Genomic DNA, 17,208 nt, shown 5'->3' with positions numbered 1-17,208 from the left:
CCTGCATTACAGGCGGATAATAATGTTACGCCGGTACAATAGCCGCGATAACCACCAAAACCACACCACATGTGCCACCGCAAACAGCAATGACGCCAATTTGGCTGGCAAAAACTGCGCCAACAGGCTAAACAACGCCTGATACAGATTAGTGTCGCCAACCGGGATCAGGCCTAAGGTTACAGCCCAGAGCCAGGACAGCACATAAATAAACAGCGGATTAGTGCCGTACGTTACCAGGGGTTGCAGCAGCAACTGCCGGCCTTTTATGTCGCTTAACCACAGCAGGCCAGCCAGCAACCAAAACAACAACCCGGCCGTTAGCAATACATAGCTGCCACTCCACAGCGCTTTGTTAACCGGCCAGATCTGGCTGCATAACCAGGCGGCCAGCAATAAAGCCAGTCCGGCAGTTAGTAACCAGCTGGCGCCGGCTGTGGCAGTTCGTTCGCTAAGTTGTTGCGCAGCATAATAACCCAGCAGTACTGAAGCCACTGCCGGCAAAGTGCTTAGCAAACCTTCAGGGTCAAAGGCGATGCCAAAGCCCTGATACAGATGTTTTGCTCCGAGCAGCGCTAGATCGAGCTGCCGCACCAGATTATGCTCTAAGCTATATGGCTGCTGAGCAGTCCCTTGCAACAGCAACCAATATAACGCTAACAGTATCGCTGCCAGCCAGGGCAGATGCGGCCGCTTAACAAGCAGCACCAACACGGCTGCAATGCCGTAACACAGGCCAATGCGCTGCAAAACCCCAGGTAAGCGCAGCTCGGCCAGGCTGCCGCTAAACGGAAACCAGTTTAATAAAATCCCGATTAACACCAGCAAGGCACTGCGCTTGGCGATACGCAAAAAGGTTGCGGCATCCGCTTGGGCCCGGCGCAGCGCATAAAACATAGCGGCACCGACCACAAATAAGAACGCCGGAAATACAATATCAGCGAAGGTAAAACCGTCCCAGGAGGCGTGTAGCAAGGGGCTGTACACATGCTGCCAGGATCCTGGCGTATTCACCAGGATCATCAGTGCTACCGCCAGGCCGCGTAGCGCATCCAGCGCTAAAAAACGATTCGCCGGCATTACTTCCAACTGGTCAGCTTATGGCCTTTAACGGCATAAAATAAAATAAACAGGTAGCATGGCAGCATGACAATATAAGCACCTTGCTGGCCCAAACCTGTGCCGCTTGCCAGGCCCCAGAATAACGGCCCGAATGCACCACCGGCGATACCCATAATTAACAGTGCCGACCCTACGCTGGTCAGGCTGCCCAGGCCAGATAGTGCCAGTGGCCAAACGGCTGGCCAGACGATGGCATTGGCTAAGCCCAGCACCGCAATAAACAGTAAGGTATCCGGTAATGCAGTACCACCAAATGGCACTAACAGCGCATTGGCAATGGCATAAGAGCTGGTATCACCAAATACAATGGCCGTTGTCAGTAATAAACCTAATACAGCAGATATGGCCAGCGCACGTTGCTGCGATAACACCCGCGGGATCAGTACTATACCCAAAACATAACCCAGCACCATGCATGCCATGGTATAGGAGGTCATTACGGTGTAGCGCTCAACGCCCAATGATAAGGCAAATAAACCTATGGTATCACCGGCAATAACCTCAACGGCGACATAAACAAACAGCGCCACTACACCCAACGCCAGGCTGGGTCGCGCCAGTGCTGCTTTTAGCTGACCACTGCTACCCGCAGTATCGGCTTCTTTTTCCAGCTCCGGCAAAGGGGAGTACTTGACTGCCAGCGCCAGCAAGCCCAAAAAGGCTGCCAGGCCAAGATACGGTAATACCAGGCCGGATGCCATAGTGTCTATTTGCTCTGCAGTCAGTGCGACATCTGTTTTAGTTGCAAAGCTGCCAGCCATCAGCGCAGTAAACACTATGGGTGCCACTACACCGGCGGTTTTGTTTAAGATCCCCATAATGCTGATACGCACAGCCGCCGTTTCTTCCGGACCAATCTTAACCACATATGGGTTAACAGCGGTTTGCAGTAATGTCTGGCCGGTACCTATCACCAGTTGCGCCAATAAAAATAACGCAAAGGTTTGTGTTTGCGCCGCCGGTATATACAGCAAACCGGCCAGCATCATGGTTGCCATGCCCAGTGCCATACCATTTTTATAGCCGACTTTGCGGATCAGCCAGGCCGATGGCAACGCGGTAAAGGTAACCGCTATATAAAAAGAAAAGATAATCAGCGACGCCTGCAAAGGTGTTAATTGCAACATCTGTTGCAAATAAGGCATCAGTGAACCATTTAGCCAGGTGGCGAAACCCAGCACAAAAAATAGCATAGCCACTATGACCATGGGCATAGTGCTATTACGGCTTTTTGTCTGTTGTGCAGCCATTTCCATATTCCTTCCCCGCTTTGTTATCGTGCTTGTTATTGTGATAGTTCTTCTGACAGTTCTTGTATTAACTATGCTTGTTATCTGTTGCTATCGCTTTGCTGGCCGGCTATCCAGTTTTGCCTGACCTGCCAGTTAGGATCCAGCAGTACCATATCGGCCTGATATCCCACCGCTATCTTGCCCAAATGGCTGGCATGAAGAAATTGCGCCGGATACAACGAAGCCATCCTTAATGCCTCATCAGGCGCAACGTCCAGGGACTCTATGGCGTAGCGCACAGCAGCGGCCATATCTAGTACCGAGCCAGCCAGCCGGCCTTCGGCATCGGTCAGTTTATTGCCATGGCGTACTACCTTGCCACCGAACAAATCAAATTCGGTGGCATCTGTGCCTACCGGCGACATCGCATCGGTAACGAGCATTAACTTGCCTGCAGGTTTAGCCGCCAACGCCACTTTCGCTGCCAGTGGGTGCATGTGGTAGCCATCAAAAATTACGCCGCACCAGCTGTGCGGATCGGCCAATGCCACCCCCACCATGCCCGGCTCACGCGAGGTAAGTGGCGACATGGCATTATACAAATGGGTAAAACCGGTGGCCCCGGCGTTAAGCGCCGCCTGCACAGTCGCTGAGTCGGCGTTGGAGTGCCCCAGGCAGACAATCACATTTAACTCGGTCAATTGACGTATTTGTGCAGGACTAACGTTTTCCGGTGCCACCGTAAGCAGTTTTATGCCTAAATCTTTGCGGCTGTAAAGTGCCAGCTCGCCAGCGCTAAGCTGGCGGATATGTTGCTCGGGGTGCACGCCCTTTTTCGGCACCGACAGATGCGGCCCTTCAAAGTGCACACCAATTATGCCGGGTTCGTTGTCAGCAATAGCTTGTGCTATCGCATCAGCGGCATTTTGCATCACGTCTAACTGATCGGTAATAACCGTTGGCAACATGGCCGTAGTACCGAAACGGGCGTGCGCCCGCAGCATAGTACGCAGCGCTTGTCGCGTTGGCGTGGCATTAAATAAAGCACCACCACCACCATTTACCTGTACATCAACAAAGCCTGGTACCAGCATGCCCTGCGTTACCGCGCCGGTTGCCGGTTCAATAGCCTGAATAACCCCATCGACGAAAGTTACACTAAGGTTGTCGTACCATTTTTCGCCGTCAAACAGGCGGCTGACACTTAACTGCTGCATCTATTATTACCGTTCACTGGTTAAACCGTTTTGGTGACTTTATTCAGCCCCGGCGGGGCGTCCGGGTTAATACCGCGGCTGCGCGCGACCACTTCTACATCGAGGTAAAAGCGTTGCAAAATTAATAACGGCAGCAAACGCGGATGCGCTGTTAAACCCTGATGGTGTAACTGCACTAAGGCGGCGCCACGGCTTCTGACATCGTCAATCTGGCTGCGGTGTGCAGTGATGGTTTCATCTTCGACACTGACATCGACAATGGCGAACTGATTTTTAACCAGGGTAACAGGGCCATGTAAAAACTCTGCACTGGAAAAAGCCTCGGCATGAATGCCGCACACTTCTTTCAGTTTTAAGGCAATTTCGCGCGAAATGGCATAACCCAGGCCCCGGCCCAACACAACCAGATGAGCGACTTTTTCCAGCGCTGTGCTATTTAACTGTTGCGGTGCATCGATAGCAGATTGCAGCAACTGTGGCAGATTTTGCACCGCTTGTTGCAACTGCGCATTGTCTGACCAGGCAGATACTAATTGCAAAATAGCGCTTAAGGTTGCCAGATAACTTTTGGTTGCCGCTACAGCCTTTTCCGCGCCAACATGCAGTGGCAGCACAAAGTGTGCTTCTTCAGCCAGTGGTGATGTAGTGTCATTAACCAGAGCCACCACCATAGCGCCGCTGCGTTTGGCCATAGCGACCTGCGCCAGAATATCCGGGCTGCGGCCCGATTGTGAGATCACCAGCACCAAAGCGTCAGCCAACTGCAACGATTTGTTATAGACACTGGCAATCGACGGCGCCGCTGCCGCCACCGGTAAACCTATTTCAATTTCAATTAAATATTTGGCAAACACGCCAGCATGATCAGACGAACCACGGCCAACCATATAGACAAATTTTGGTGCCCTGCTGCGGATCTGCTGTACCACCTGCTGTACCGTTGCCGCATTGGCTGTCAGTTGCTCGGCGATACGTTGTGGGGTTTCTCTGGCTTCTGCAGCCATAATGCTATTGTTCATTACGTCTTTACCTATTATGCGACACTAATTGAAGATGACTGACTGTGCTTGCGGGCAAACCAAACTGCGCCGAGCTCGGGCGTTTGTTGTGCCGGTGTAACCTGTTGCTGAATATCCTGCGGTAAGTGCGGCAATAACTTATACGCCAGACCACCAATAAATGACAGCCGAGGTGGCTGTTGGCTAAGCAAACGCCGGGCAATGGCGGCAATAAACTCCGCGCCCTGAGCGACTACCGCTTGTGCTGTCACGTCACCCTGCTCGGCAGCACTAAACACCAGCGGCGCATATTTAGCATAGGTTGTCGGGGTAGCATGCATAAAATGCGACACTATGCCCAGGCTGTCACTGACCGCCAGTTCCTGCAGCAATAGCCCGGCCATGCTCGTTGCCGGTGCCAGTTGATCCAGACTCAGCAAGACCTTATGCACCAGTTGCATGCCAAACCAGGCGCCGCTGCCATTATCACCATAAGGAAAACCATGGCCACCGACTTCTGTCAGGCTGCCATTAACGGCTGCCAGACCACAGGAGCCTGTGCCGACAATTATTACTGCTCCGTCCTGCCCCTGGTGAGCGCCCATACAGGCAATATGCAAGTCTGTCGTTAAATGCAGAGCTTTAAACGGATGTTGCCAGTCAGACAACAACTGAAAATACTGCGGTACGTTCACGCCGGCCAACCCGGCGCCAGCGATCAGGCGGGACATATCATTAAACGACAGCCCTGCGCTGCCAAGCGCTTGCTGGGTTGCAGCCAAAATAGAGTCGGTGGCTATTTTCATGCCACGCAACGGATTGGCTGGCCCGGACAGCCCCTCGCCTAGCACCTGCTGCTCTGACGACACTATAACGGCGCGACATTTACTGCCGCCGCCATCGATCCCCAGATACAAAGGCGCATCGGCCCTTAGTGCTGCATTCATCCTGTCCACCTTATTGCATTTGCTGTATAAAGCCTGACCAGCAGGCTGCTGCTTTCTTACACTGGTTTCTGTGCCAGAGCAAAATTGACAGCGTTGTCATTTTTTAAAATCAGCATATAATAATTCTGACAAATAACAAGTCCTTTGTTTAAAAATGCAGCTGGGTTTTTCTGTTTAAGTTATGCTAGCTTGCAACTATCATGAAATAAAAACAAAGTTAAACAATGAGTTAAATAATTAAACCAGCAAACAATTTAACTTCCGGCACATGCAGTAACATGTCGGCATCAACGGGGAAAAGCAATGCGAATACTGATCTTACTGTTACTACTGTTTAGCCTGCCAACCTGGGCCACCAACTGGACCCAACAACAGCTGGCCGATTTTGCCAAAGGCAGCACACTGCACTTCGCGGTTGATTCTAATCAGCTGGCTGAGGCCAGTCGCTTTCGGGCCGCTATAGTACTGCACAACAACTCATCTGTTGCGTTACCTGCCGGCCAGCACGACTGGCAAATTTACTTTCATCTGATCCGCCGTGTTGATACCACAGAGCAACAGGGCTTGCGTATTCAGCATGTACAAGGTGACTTACACAGCCTGAGCCCAACCGCCGACTTTGCCGGTTTAGCAACCGGGCAGCAGGTGCAACTGGTGTTTGAGTCGGCTCCCTGGCTGGTAAGTTATTCGGACTTTATGCCGCGCGCTTTTATTGTCAGCAAGCCGCTACAACCAGAAGTATTCGCCAACACCGACACTGAAGATTTGCAACAGTTTGTGCTGCCATTAACCCGCGATGCCCAGTTACAACGCAATTTCGGCAGCCCGGATCTGGTTGCCATTGCAACGCCTGAGCGTCGTTTTGCCAGCAATCTGGCCTTGAATGGCACACACAACAGCAACGCCAATCCGGCGCTGCGTATTATCCCCACTCCGCAGCAGGTTAACTTCAGTAAAAAGCGCATTAAACTTGGTGCACACTGGCAACTGGAGTTTTCCGGTGCCGCCAGCCACGAAGCACGCTATTTGCAACAGCAGTTACAACAACTGGGTATTGAACTGGGCAGTAACGCAGACAGCAAACAACCGCTGATAGAGCTGACGATAACGCCGGCCTTGCCACTGGCTGCAGAAGGCTATCAGCTTAGCCTGAGCGCAAAACGTATTAGCCTGAACGCTAAAGACAACGCCGGTGCCTTTTATGCAGTGCAAAGCTTGTTGGCCTTACTGCAGCAGCAAGGCGATGACTGGCTGCTGCCGGAGGGTAATATCACCGACCAGCCACGCGCGGCCTGGCGCGGCATGCACTATGATATGGCGCGTAATTTCCATGGCAAAGACGTAACGCTGCGGCTGATTGATAATATGGCGCGCTACAAACTAAATAAGCTGCATTTACACCTGACCGAAGATGAAGGCTGGCGGCTGGAAATTCCCGGCTTACCCGAACTGACCAGTGTCGGCGCCTATCGCTGCTTTGATTTGACAGAGCAGCAATGCCTGTTAACCCAGCTTGGCACAGGCCCGCACAAGCAAGGCTCAGGCAATGGCTATTACAGCACCGTCGATTTTATTGAGATTTTGCGCTACGCCGGCGAGCGCCATATTGAAGTGATCCCGGAAATTGACCTGCCAGGCCACGCCAGAGCGGCCATTGTCGCAATGAATGCGCGCTACAACCGGCTAATGGCTTTAGGCCAGCCCGACGCTGCCCGCGCCTATTTACTGGCAGAGCCCGGCGACAGCTCACAATACATCAGTGTTCAAAACTATACCGACAATGCAGCTAATGTATGTTTGCCGTCTACCTATGCTTTTGTCGACAAAGTGATTTACGAGTTACAACAGCTGTATCGCCAGGCTGGCCAGACCTTGCATATTTTTCATATGGGCGGTGACGAAGTTGCCGCAGGCGCCTGGCAGAGCTCGGCTGCTTGTCAGCAGCTATTTGCCGCACCGGGCAATGGCGTCAGCGGTGTGGCCGACCTAAAGCCGTATTTCGTCCGTCAGCTGGCACAGCTTACTGCGCAGCGTGGCCTAGCACTGGCTGGCTGGGAAGACGGCCTGATGTACGACAAGCTCAATACCTTTGAACGCTCACAACTTACTAACCCGCGCATCCTGGCTAATGCCTGGGATAACATCTGGGAATGGGGTGTAGCCGATCGCGCTTACCGGCTGGCCAATAACGGCTACCAGGTGATCCTGTCGCCCGGCACTCACCTGTATTTCGACCACCCGCACGAAGCGCACCCGCAAGAACGTGGCTACTACTGGGCCACGCGTTTTACCGGTATCGACACTGTCTTTGGCTTTATGCCGGATGATCTGTACGCCAATGCCGTCACTACCCGCGATGGCGCTGACATCACTGATTTAGAGAAGCTGCTCGGCCGTGCTTTGCCGCCGCTACTGCAGCCAGAAAATATCGTCGGCATTCAGGGTCAGGTATGGACCGAAACCATCCGCACCGCTGAACAACTGGAACAAATGATGTATCCGCGCTTACTGGCACTGGCCGAACGCGCCTGGCATAAAGCTGGCTGGGAGCATAACAATGACACTAACAGCAGGCAGACTGACTGGCGCAGTTTTGCCAGCCGGCTGGCACAAGTTGAACTTGCGCGCTTAGCCAAACAGGGCAGCAGCTATTATCTGCCACCACCGGGCGCGCGCTGGCACAACAACAAACTAACCATTAATACCGCCCTGCCGGGATTAAGCATTGAATTCAGCCTGGATGGCGGTAAAAACTGGCAAGCCTATAGCGGCCAGAGCGTGCTGCCGGCCGAGTCATTGCTGTTTCGTAGCAGAGCTGGCGCGGTCACCAGCCGCAGTGTCGACCTGAGCCCGGTCCGGGCAACCGCTGACAGCGCGCAGTAACCAATAAAAAACCCCGGTTAAAACCGGGGTTATTTTTACGGCAGCAAACAGTTGCCGAAATTAAGCGCTAACCGCTTCGCCTGCTTCAGCGATTTTTCTTACCAGTTTTTGCGTATGTTGCAACGACATCAGCTGGGCATAAATAGCCGTTAAATAGCCGTTTTTGCGCAGCTCAAGGAACTGTTCATCGCTCAGCTCGTTCAGTTTAGCTTCGTCAACCAGATAAATACCGGTAATACGGCGCTCTTCACCTTTAATTGTCAGCGTCAGTACCTGCTCTTTAATCAGATCCATGCTTTGTAATTTATCGATAAAGTTGCGGGTAACCACGCCCATGTCGAGGTATTCTGCCATCTGCTGTTTGCGGAAGGTCAGGAATTCGCTTTCACTGCCGTCTTCATTAAACAGGGCAAAACCATCTTCCTGGCTTACACGGCTTGATGCTTCGTCCAGTGCCACTACCAGACGCTCGCCCTCAGGCGTATTGTCTTTTACCAGTACCAGTGGGTAATTGCGGATGGCGCGCGGTACATAGTGCGCCTGCCACTTTTCATCTTTAATAAACAGGTTTTGCTGGGCATTAAGTCCCAATAAAGCAACCGGCTGCAACAGTTCCTGATTTTTAATAAATACTACCGGAAATTCGGCACCGGCAACCACGAATTCGTGCACAACCACAGGTAACATATGCTCTTTGCTGATATGGGCAAAAGCATTGTTATTATTAATTTTTGTTTGGGCGTGCTGATCTTTTTTTAACGGCACAACTTTTGGCGTAGAAGTCATAAACTGCTCTTTCATTCTGTTCTTGGATAATAATAGTGCTGCTGGCAAACTGTGTTAGATGATGCGGGTCAACGCTGTTGCCATCAGCTGCGCGGCCTTATCATGCGCTAAGTTGCGCGCCGGATCAACAGCTGAACTGTGGCAAAAGTGCAGTTAATTAGCCAAGGGTAACCGGCCTGATAAGCAACACAATAAAGCCGTTGATGACATCGCTGTCATTTTCATGCCAGTATAGCTTCAGCCCGTCGTACAGTGTTGCCACTGGCATTGTTAGCCATTCATCGATATAACATAGGTTTGCGTACTGCCAGAGGTATCCGATGCAGCAAAAACTAAAACAACATTTGTGGCTGTGGTTAGTCTGGCTGGCCGGCTTTTATGCTGTTTGGTTATATCTGGTTATCGGTTTAGGTTACTGGCCAGAGGCCAAAGCCCACTGGCCCATTGCTGTCGCTATGGCCATAGGCAGCTATGCCGCCGGATCTACCCCGATGGGCGGTGGCACTGTTGGCTTTCCGGTATTGGTGCTGCTATTTGAACAACCCGCCACGCTGGGGCGTGATTTCAGCTTTGCCGTGCAAGCTATCGGCATGACCAGCGCCAGTATTTTTATACTGGCACGGCGTCAGCCCATTGCCTGGGCCATGCTGAAAGGCGCCATGCTGGGCAGCCTAATCGGCACACCGCTCGGTATTTGGTTGATAGCCCCCTATATCCCCGGCTTGTGGATTAAACTGGTGTTTGCCGTGGTCTGGGCCAGTTTCGGTTTATTACACCTGTACCGTTTAAACGAAATTGCCGGCCACAGCGGTATGACCGAATTTAACGAAAAATGGGACTTTAACGTCGGCTGCTGGCTGGGTTTAGGCGCAGGCGCAGCGGTGGCCGCAGTGACCGGCGTTGGTATCGATATGGTGCTGTATACCGCTCTGGTGCTACTTTGCCGCACTGATTTAAAAATTGCCATTCCCACCTCCGTCATCATTATGGCCTTTACCTCAGTGCTTGGCGTTATTGTAAAAAACCTCAGCACCGGCATGCAGCCAGGTGTATTTGAAAACTGGCTGGCCGCTGCGCCGGTAGTCGCGCTGGGTGCGCCGCTGGGGGTATATATCGTTGCGCTAATTGGCCGTAAACCAACCTTGCTGGTAGTAGCCTTTTTATGTGTGCTGCAGTTTTTCTGGACCCTGTATTCCGAACGCGCCAGTTTGGGCCTCAGCGGCATGCTGCTATCCACCCTGGCTGTAGGCATTTGTTTACTCGGCTTTGAGCACCTAAGGCGCTGGGGCGCTAAACTGGTTGGCTATCGTAGTGAGAATGCCGCTGTTGAGCGTCACGTTGTAAACGACACCAACACTGTCACATCCCAGACCAGCGGCGTGAAATAAAGTTGCCGCTACCAGGCCTTCGCCATTCGATCCTCATCCGCTAACTAGCCGCACTTTAATTCATCTAACATTAATCAACGATTGACAACGCTGTCATTTTGACCCAATAATTAACTTGCAGTACATTTAATAAACTAACGTTAAGGAATAGATAATGAAATGGTTGATTTATGCCGCTTTCGCGGTTTTCAGTATGGCTGCAAATGCAGATGAAAAACAATCCGGCTTGTTAACGCTAACCCAGCCTGAGTTCCATGATCAGGTGGTAAGTCAGGGTTGCGGCTATTGGGATGAACGTCAAGTGCGGGTATGTGATTATCGTACCGTATTGGTCAATGAGCCTTATACCGCTTGTCACTATAACCGCACTTATGCCAGCAACCCTGCGCTGTTCCCAACCACTGTTACGACCACTCATGGTCCGCAGCACAATTGCCAGTATACGATAACTCACGGTGCGCCAGGCATGTCGCCGCACGCTACATATCATTTACGCAGCTCAGAACAGTTAACACGTCAGGTAGAGCGCACAGAAGAGTACAATTGCCGGATGGAGTCACGGATGGTTTGGGTTGAATTGCCCAACTGTAATGCCAATCCCCGTGTGCAATCACAACAACCTCTGTCATCCAATGCGCTGACTTGGCAATATGCCACTGCCTTTAACGGTTCAACCTGCCCCACAGGCTCGATCCCTGCGAGTGCGCCACTCAGCTCTGCGGGTTCAGCTTGTTCGTCCGCAAACTCCATGGCAAGAACCAATGAAGCCACCACCAGCCATTGGCATGGTGCAGGTCCGACGTGCTACAAAGCTTTACAGTGTCAATGATATAAGTTGTCGACATGTCGGCAGCGCTGTTATGCGCTGCCGACAGTCGACAAACTGGCGGCTTGCTGGAAATCTTTAAGCCAGTGCTGATGTAATACAAAATCGCGGCCCGCATTCGCTACTAACTCTTGATTGCTAAGTAACAACCTTTCACTCTGTTTGATTTCATCTGCCGTCAGCGGCTGTATATTGGTTTGAAATTTCATACCGTACAAGACGTACAAAAAGTTCTTTTCATTAAACAAATCGAACCGGCTAAAAAAGTCGCTTTGTTGCGGTGGGCGTAGCCTAAACATTGCCAAACGGCTTTTTAATTGCTCAGACAGCTTTGACTCATCTCTGTTTTCTTGCCAAAAAGCGGAATCTTGCCGATCAGACAGAAAATAATGCAGCTTGATAAAATCAATAACTCCATCCCAGACATAACGCAGCACCTTATTGAAGTAAGGCTGGCAAACAGTGATATCGTCATACTGGCGCGGGAAATGCCGCGCCAGCATTTCTGCTGCAAAATCCGTCACCAGAATAGAAGTCGCTTCCAACGGCTCAACAAAGCCCTGAGCCAGCCCTAAAGCCACACAGTTTCCTTGCCAGAACGTGGAACGGTAGCCTATCGGCATCGAAATTTGCCTCGGCGCAAAGGTAGTCGTGTCCACTCCCAGATAAGCCGCAAATTGACGGCGCGCCTCATCATCAGCCATATGCTTGCTGGAATACACAAAACCTGTACCACGCCGGGTTGTCAGCGGAATATCCCAAATCCAGCCAGCACTGTGAGCCGTAGCCGTAGTATAGGGCGGCAGCGCTGCGTCGGCCTCTAGTGGAACTTGCTGTACCAGAGCCCGGTCGGTGAACAATTCATCAGCTTTACTGATAAAAGGTACCTGCAAGGTTTTATCAATTAGCACCGATGCAAAGCCACTGCAATCGACGTAAAAATCAAAATGTAGTGCAGCACCCTCGCTGGTTGTTAAACAGCGGATAAGTCCATGGTCATCGAGCTCAGCCCCCGTTATCGTCGCAACCTGATGTTGCACCCGGTAACGCTGCCTGGCATTTTTAGCTAAGAGCGCAGCAAACTTCACTGCATTAAAGTGATAAGCATAAGCCAATGGTGCCTGATAGCCGACTGACCGGCGCGTTTTTGGTGCTAATCCAAGCTCGGCAAATCTGGCCTGAATACCAACATCATCAAAAGGTATCTGCTCCCGCTTGGTTAACCAATAAGGTGTAATGTCGAAACCAGCCGGATAAGGACTATCAAACGGATGATAATAATGATTATCGCCGTGTATCTCTTTATCTAACCAATTAACAAACTTAATGCCTTGCTTAAAAGTGGTGTCGCATTGCAGCAATAATTCTGCTTCATTGATACCAAAACGCTCCAACCCTTTCATAATATAAGGCACGGTACCTTCGCCCACACCGATTGTCGGTACATCTGCAGACTCTATTACCACAATTTGTACATCGGGGTCGGCTCGAAACTCATGCCCCAGATGGTTGGCCGCCAGCCAACCAGCCGTACCTGCACCAACAATCGCAATTCTTTTAATTTTCATCAACAATTACCTGCAATTCTCGGTTTCTGTCAGTAACAACATGACACCTAACAAGGTGTACAGTTGCGAAGCAAGAAAAAACCAGCCGAAGCTGGTTTTTTGTTTAACTGCAACTTAGAAACTATAGTTTAACCCCAGTTTATAAGTTGTTTCGCCTTTAAATGACCACGCAGGGAAACCATCTTTAAGTGCAGGCTTAACATCAGAATTGACACCAGCCGCACCGTATTGAACATCATCCTCGGCTAACAAATTCACCACCTCTAAACGCACTCTGGCATAGTCAGTGATGTTCCAACCTAGTGTCAAGTCCAGTGAACCGTAGTCATCATGCATCCGGTTACCATAGTACTTACCATATTCCCGTACCATGTATTTTGAACGCCAGTTGTAAGCTAATCGTGCTGAGTAATCCACATTTTCCCAGTAAGCAACAAAGTTTCCGCTGTGCTTGGATGACTCGGTGAATACCGACAGACGATCAGTGTACACTTCACCCGGTGCTTTAGCTTCAGCAAAAGTATAGTTAGTAGCAATACCAAAACCATTGTCAAAATTATGGTTCAGCTGCAATTCGACACCTTCAATGGTACCGCCACCAGCATTGACGTAATTGTTGACTGTCCAGTTATCAGCAGGTACTTCCAGATCGTTGTTTATCGCGCCAACTTGCTGGTCGAATAAGGTATTAGCTACGATGAAATTACTAATATCCTTAACAAACAAGGTTGCAGACAGCAAGTTACTTGCGCCGTAGTAATACTCCAGACTTAAATCTGCCTGCGAGGACTTCATCGGCTTCAGATTTGGATTACCAAAGGTTATTTGTTCATTTCCGCGCCTGTCATCCGGGTAACCGGAGATACTGGCAGTAAACAACGTATCGTAGGTTGGGCGTGTAATAGCCTGACCCGCTGAAAAACGTAAAATAACCTCAGACGACAAATCAAACAGGATATTGAAACTTGGCAATATGTCGTTGTAACTGCCTTTCACTTGCTGAACATTCGCACTCCAACCCGTATTGACACCTAGATCATCAGAAGATATGCCATCGATAACATGGCCAGAAGAGGTCACATCAGTGCTGATATAGCGCGCACCAAAATTACCGCGGAAACCATCACCGGCAAAGGAGAACATACCGTACAGCGAGAAATTATCTTCCTCAATTTTTCCATATCCGGGCCGGCTGTAGCCAAACTTGCTCACCAACGAGTTTGTGGCATTGATCATGGCATCAACATCGCCTTTCGGGATAGTGTAACCGGCATAACCCAGATCCATAGTACCTTTATACAAATCGGTAGATTTAAATGAATTTGTTTTAGTTTGATCGTAAATAGCCCGGTATTCTTTGCGCTCAAAGGTATGGGTGGTATAGCGCACACCTGTTTCAAACTTATTCAGAACGCTATGATCTAAATCCAACGCCAAATCAAGCTGCAAGTAATTTTCTTTATCGGAGTTAGGACCTTTGGTTCCGGTCCATTGTGCGGTTTCCACATTAGTATCCAGCTGATCAATGCCAAAACTCATATCACGGCCATTGATATCAATCTGCTTACCGGTTGCATCTACCTTGCCCGCCCATTGTACCTGATGAAATTTGTCACCCCACCAACCGTAACCAAAGTTGGCTGTCATTTCTGTGCCGCCCTTGGCTTCAGTAGTACCCGCAATACCCGTTAACGTATAGCCATCGCCAATATATTTAGCATTAAACTCGAAAGTATCTGAAGTCATTTTTCCTAAACGGGCCCAGTTTTGGAAAAATACTTTCGAAGCACGGCTATCCGGTGTGTCACTGATCACACATACACCGGCAGCGTTAAATTTTTGACAATTAGATGGGCCATCACCCCAGTCAGTATCGGTATTGATGTACATGTTAGCACCAAGACTGTCGGCTCCAAGCTCCAATGTCATAATATGCGCGCCAAGTTCTAACTTGTCATTGGGGCGATATTGTAATGTCAGGTCCAATGCTTCGCGGGTTTGCTCTTGCAGAAAGCTTGATGGTTGAATGGAAGAGCGACCACCCCAGTCTAGATCTGCTTCAGTTCCGCGACGCAGATATTCCCGGTCAACATAGGCACCGGATACTAAAACACCAAAAGTTTCGTCAGCATTTTTCCAACTGTACAAGCCTGAAATCTCAGGCGCGATGTTCTCATTAATGCTGCCATATTCGCCTTTTACTGAAACAACGCCTGTGTTAGCAAACATGTCTAGTGGTTTACGTGTTTTAACGATGACAGTACCGCCGATACCGCCTTCAACCAAATTAGCTTGTGTCGACTTATATACATCCATACCACCGATTAGTTCTGGTGGTAATAAAGCATAGTTAAAAGAGCGGTCGATATTCATTTGATCATACCAGCCGGTTGAAGCTACATTCTGGCCATTCAGCGTTGTCAGCGTCATTAACGGATCTGAACCACGAATAGTTACTGAACTACCCTGACCAAAAGCACGGCTAACTGTCACGCCCGGCACCCGAGCGAGCGCCTGTCCAACATCAGGATCTGGCAGTTGGCCGATATCTACTGCCGACACTGCATCGACAACGCTATCAGAGAAGCGTTTTGTATTCATAGACTCGCTTAACGAGCGTTGAATACCGCGCACCTGAATCACTTCAACTTGTTGTTCTTTCGCAGCTTCATCAGCAGCGAGAGCTGGCATACTTAATGCGGCGCTTCCCACTAACAAACTTAGCTTAACTGCTAATGCACATTTATTTATTTTATTGTGCTGCATATTACTCTCCCGTTCCTGTTCTGCGTATTTGCTGTTTTACTTCCCGGACAAACCATGACAACGCTGTCATTGGAATTTAACATACACAAAAAATTTTGCCTTTGCAAACCGAATTCGACGAATTTTTAAACGACATTGGCGCATTCAAACAAGCTTGCTAAATATATTACTTGCTATTGCTGGTGATGCTGCCACTGTTCAGACAACAACAACATATTTTTTTTAACAAGCAAATACAGCTACTTATGCATAAAAAAGACCTATTTCCATTCTGTTAGCCAAAAGTCGTAGTAAAAATAAGCAATAAATATTTGCCGTTTGGTCAAAAAAGAGGTATCCATTAGTTCAATTTGATCTAATAAATGACTAGCGCTGTCATAAACTCTAATAAGAGCCGGGATCTGCCAATGAAAGTAACCATTAATGACGTAGCCAGCCAGGCCGGCGTATCGATTAAAACCGTGTCCAGGGTGATGAATAATGAACCCTCAGTACGTAAAGACACCTTTGATAAAGTGATGGCCGCAATCAACGAGCTGCAATATCAGCCCAATGCCGCCGCACGCAACCTGGCCAGCAGCCGCTCGTTTAGCATTGGCTATATCTACGACAACCCCAATGCTTATTACGTGATTGATATGCAACGCGGCATGCTGGATGCCTGTCGCAAGCATGGCTATGAGCTGATTATTCACCCGACTAATGCTAAATCGCCGGGTATAGTGCAAGAAGTGCTGGATCTGGTGCAGCATTCCCGGCTGGCTGGCCTGGTATTAACGCCGCCGTTTTCCGAAATGCCGCATATTGCCCAGGCACTGGAAAAAATTGGCTTGCCGTTTATCCGTATTATTTCGGGTTCAACGCCGTCACCCAAGCTTAGCAACTGCGTATTGGTAGACGACTTTACCGCAGCTTTTAAAATTACCAATCACCTGTTAGAGCTGGGCCACACCGATATCGCCTTTTTATGTGGTGACGAAGAACACAGCTCCAGCGGTGAGCGTTTAGCTGGCTATCAAGCCGCTCTGGCCAAGCGGGGTATTGCACCCAACCCGAAGTTTATTGTACCGGGTAGTTATTCGTTTGAATCCGGCGTTAAAGGTGCAGAACAACTGATGCAGCTGGCTAAAAAGCCCAGCGCTATTTTTGCCTGTAACGATGAAATTGCCGCCGGTGCCTTGTTTGCCGCCCGCTTAATGAATATAGCGATACCAAAACAACTGGCGATAGCCGGCTTTGAAAACAGCCCGTTCTCACGCCAAACCTGGCCACCGCTCACCACAGCGCATCAGCCCAACGTCACCATAGCGCAGCAAGCTGCCGAGCTGCTGTTTCGCCATACCAAACCCAACGCCAGCAAAACCTTGTCAGACAAACAGCCGGTGTTTATTCCTGAGCTGGTGGTGCGCGAGTCTACCGCTGTCAGCGAGTAATAAAAAACCGCACCTAAGTGCGGTTTTTTATTACTCTTATCT

The 17,208-nt window shown here is 50.0% G+C and carries 12 protein-coding genes; 4 read left to right on the top strand and 8 right to left on the bottom strand.

The window, feature by feature from the left end; genetic code table 11:
- Positions 1–6: 6 nt before the first annotated feature.
- The 5 genes from MN202_RS10300 to nagK all read right to left on the bottom strand — a co-directional run bounded on the left by MN202_RS10300 (position 7) and on the right by nagK (position 5,516).
- Positions 7–1,080 carry an acyltransferase family protein gene (locus tag MN202_RS10300; RefSeq protein ID WP_335736033.1) on the bottom strand — a complete coding sequence of 358 codons (1,074 nt, stop codon included), beginning with the start codon at positions 1,078–1,080 and terminating at the stop codon, positions 7–9.
- A complete protein-coding gene (nagP, locus tag MN202_RS10295) occupies positions 1,080–2,372 on the bottom strand; it encodes an N-acetylglucosamine MFS transporter NagP (protein WP_335736032.1) in 1,293 nt (430 codons plus the stop codon). The genes MN202_RS10300 and nagP overlap by 1 nt, the downstream gene beginning before the upstream one ends.
- Positions 2,373–2,452: 80 nt before the next feature.
- Positions 2,453–3,571 carry an N-acetylglucosamine-6-phosphate deacetylase gene (gene nagA, locus MN202_RS10290; protein WP_335736031.1) on the bottom strand — a complete coding sequence of 373 codons (1,119 nt, stop codon included), beginning with the start codon at positions 3,569–3,571 and terminating at the stop codon, positions 2,453–2,455.
- A 20-nt stretch (positions 3,572–3,591) separates the two neighbouring features.
- Complete coding sequence (gene nagB-II / locus MN202_RS10285) at positions 3,592–4,590, bottom strand: glucosamine-6-phosphate deaminase NagB-II (protein WP_335736030.1); 999 nt, start codon at positions 4,588–4,590, stop codon at positions 3,592–3,594.
- Positions 4,591–4,604: 14 nt separating this feature from the next.
- Positions 4,605–5,516, bottom strand: coding sequence for an N-acetylglucosamine kinase (nagK, locus tag MN202_RS10280; protein WP_335736029.1), 912 nt, complete (start codon positions 5,514–5,516; stop codon positions 4,605–4,607).
- Between the two features lie 303 nt (positions 5,517–5,819).
- On the opposite strand from nagK, the gene MN202_RS10275 reads away from it, so the two are divergent.
- The gene (locus MN202_RS10275; protein WP_335736028.1) at positions 5,820–8,399 is read left to right on the top strand and encodes a family 20 glycosylhydrolase; all 2,580 of its coding nucleotides are present in this window, start codon (positions 5,820–5,822) and stop codon (positions 8,397–8,399) included.
- 60 nt (positions 8,400–8,459) lie between these two features.
- Here the strand turns inward: MN202_RS10275 and MN202_RS10270 are convergent, their stop codons facing one another.
- Positions 8,460–9,185: a SapC family protein gene (locus tag MN202_RS10270; RefSeq protein ID WP_335736027.1), complete on the bottom strand. Its 726-nt coding sequence runs from the start codon at positions 9,183–9,185 to the stop codon at positions 8,460–8,462.
- A gap of 320 nt (positions 9,186–9,505) precedes the next feature.
- On the opposite strand from MN202_RS10270, the gene MN202_RS10265 reads away from it, so the two are divergent.
- Positions 9,506–10,573 (top strand): sulfite exporter TauE/SafE family protein, encoded by a 1,068-nt coding sequence (locus MN202_RS10265; protein WP_335736026.1) that lies wholly within the window; start codon positions 9,506–9,508, stop codon positions 10,571–10,573.
- Positions 10,574–10,727: 154 nt separating this feature from the next.
- Positions 10,728–11,402, top strand: coding sequence for a hypothetical protein (locus MN202_RS10260; protein ID WP_335736025.1), 675 nt, complete (start codon positions 10,728–10,730; stop codon positions 11,400–11,402).
- A 29-nt stretch (positions 11,403–11,431) separates the two neighbouring features.
- On the opposite strand, the gene MN202_RS10255 is transcribed toward MN202_RS10260, so the two are convergent.
- Positions 11,432–12,967, bottom strand: coding sequence for a tryptophan halogenase family protein (locus tag MN202_RS10255; RefSeq protein ID WP_335736024.1), 1,536 nt, complete (start codon positions 12,965–12,967; stop codon positions 11,432–11,434).
- A gap of 114 nt (positions 12,968–13,081) precedes the next feature.
- The gene (locus tag MN202_RS10250; protein ID WP_335736023.1) at positions 13,082–15,733 is read right to left on the bottom strand and encodes a TonB-dependent receptor; all 2,652 of its coding nucleotides are present in this window, start codon (positions 15,731–15,733) and stop codon (positions 13,082–13,084) included.
- Positions 15,734–16,140: 407 nt separating this feature from the next.
- On the opposite strand from MN202_RS10250, the gene MN202_RS10245 reads away from it, so the two are divergent.
- Positions 16,141–17,166 carry a LacI family DNA-binding transcriptional regulator gene (locus tag MN202_RS10245; RefSeq protein ID WP_335736022.1) on the top strand — a complete coding sequence of 342 codons (1,026 nt, stop codon included), beginning with the start codon at positions 16,141–16,143 and terminating at the stop codon, positions 17,164–17,166.
- Positions 17,167–17,208 lie beyond the last annotated feature (42 nt).

The sequence above is a fragment of the Rheinheimera muenzenbergensis genome (assembly GCF_036984005.1).
GTDB classification, from domain to species: Bacteria; Pseudomonadota; Gammaproteobacteria; order Enterobacterales; family Alteromonadaceae; genus Alishewanella; species Alishewanella muenzenbergensis.
Note: the sequence above shows the minus strand (reverse complement) of the source record. Positions and strands in the feature narration are given on the sequence as shown.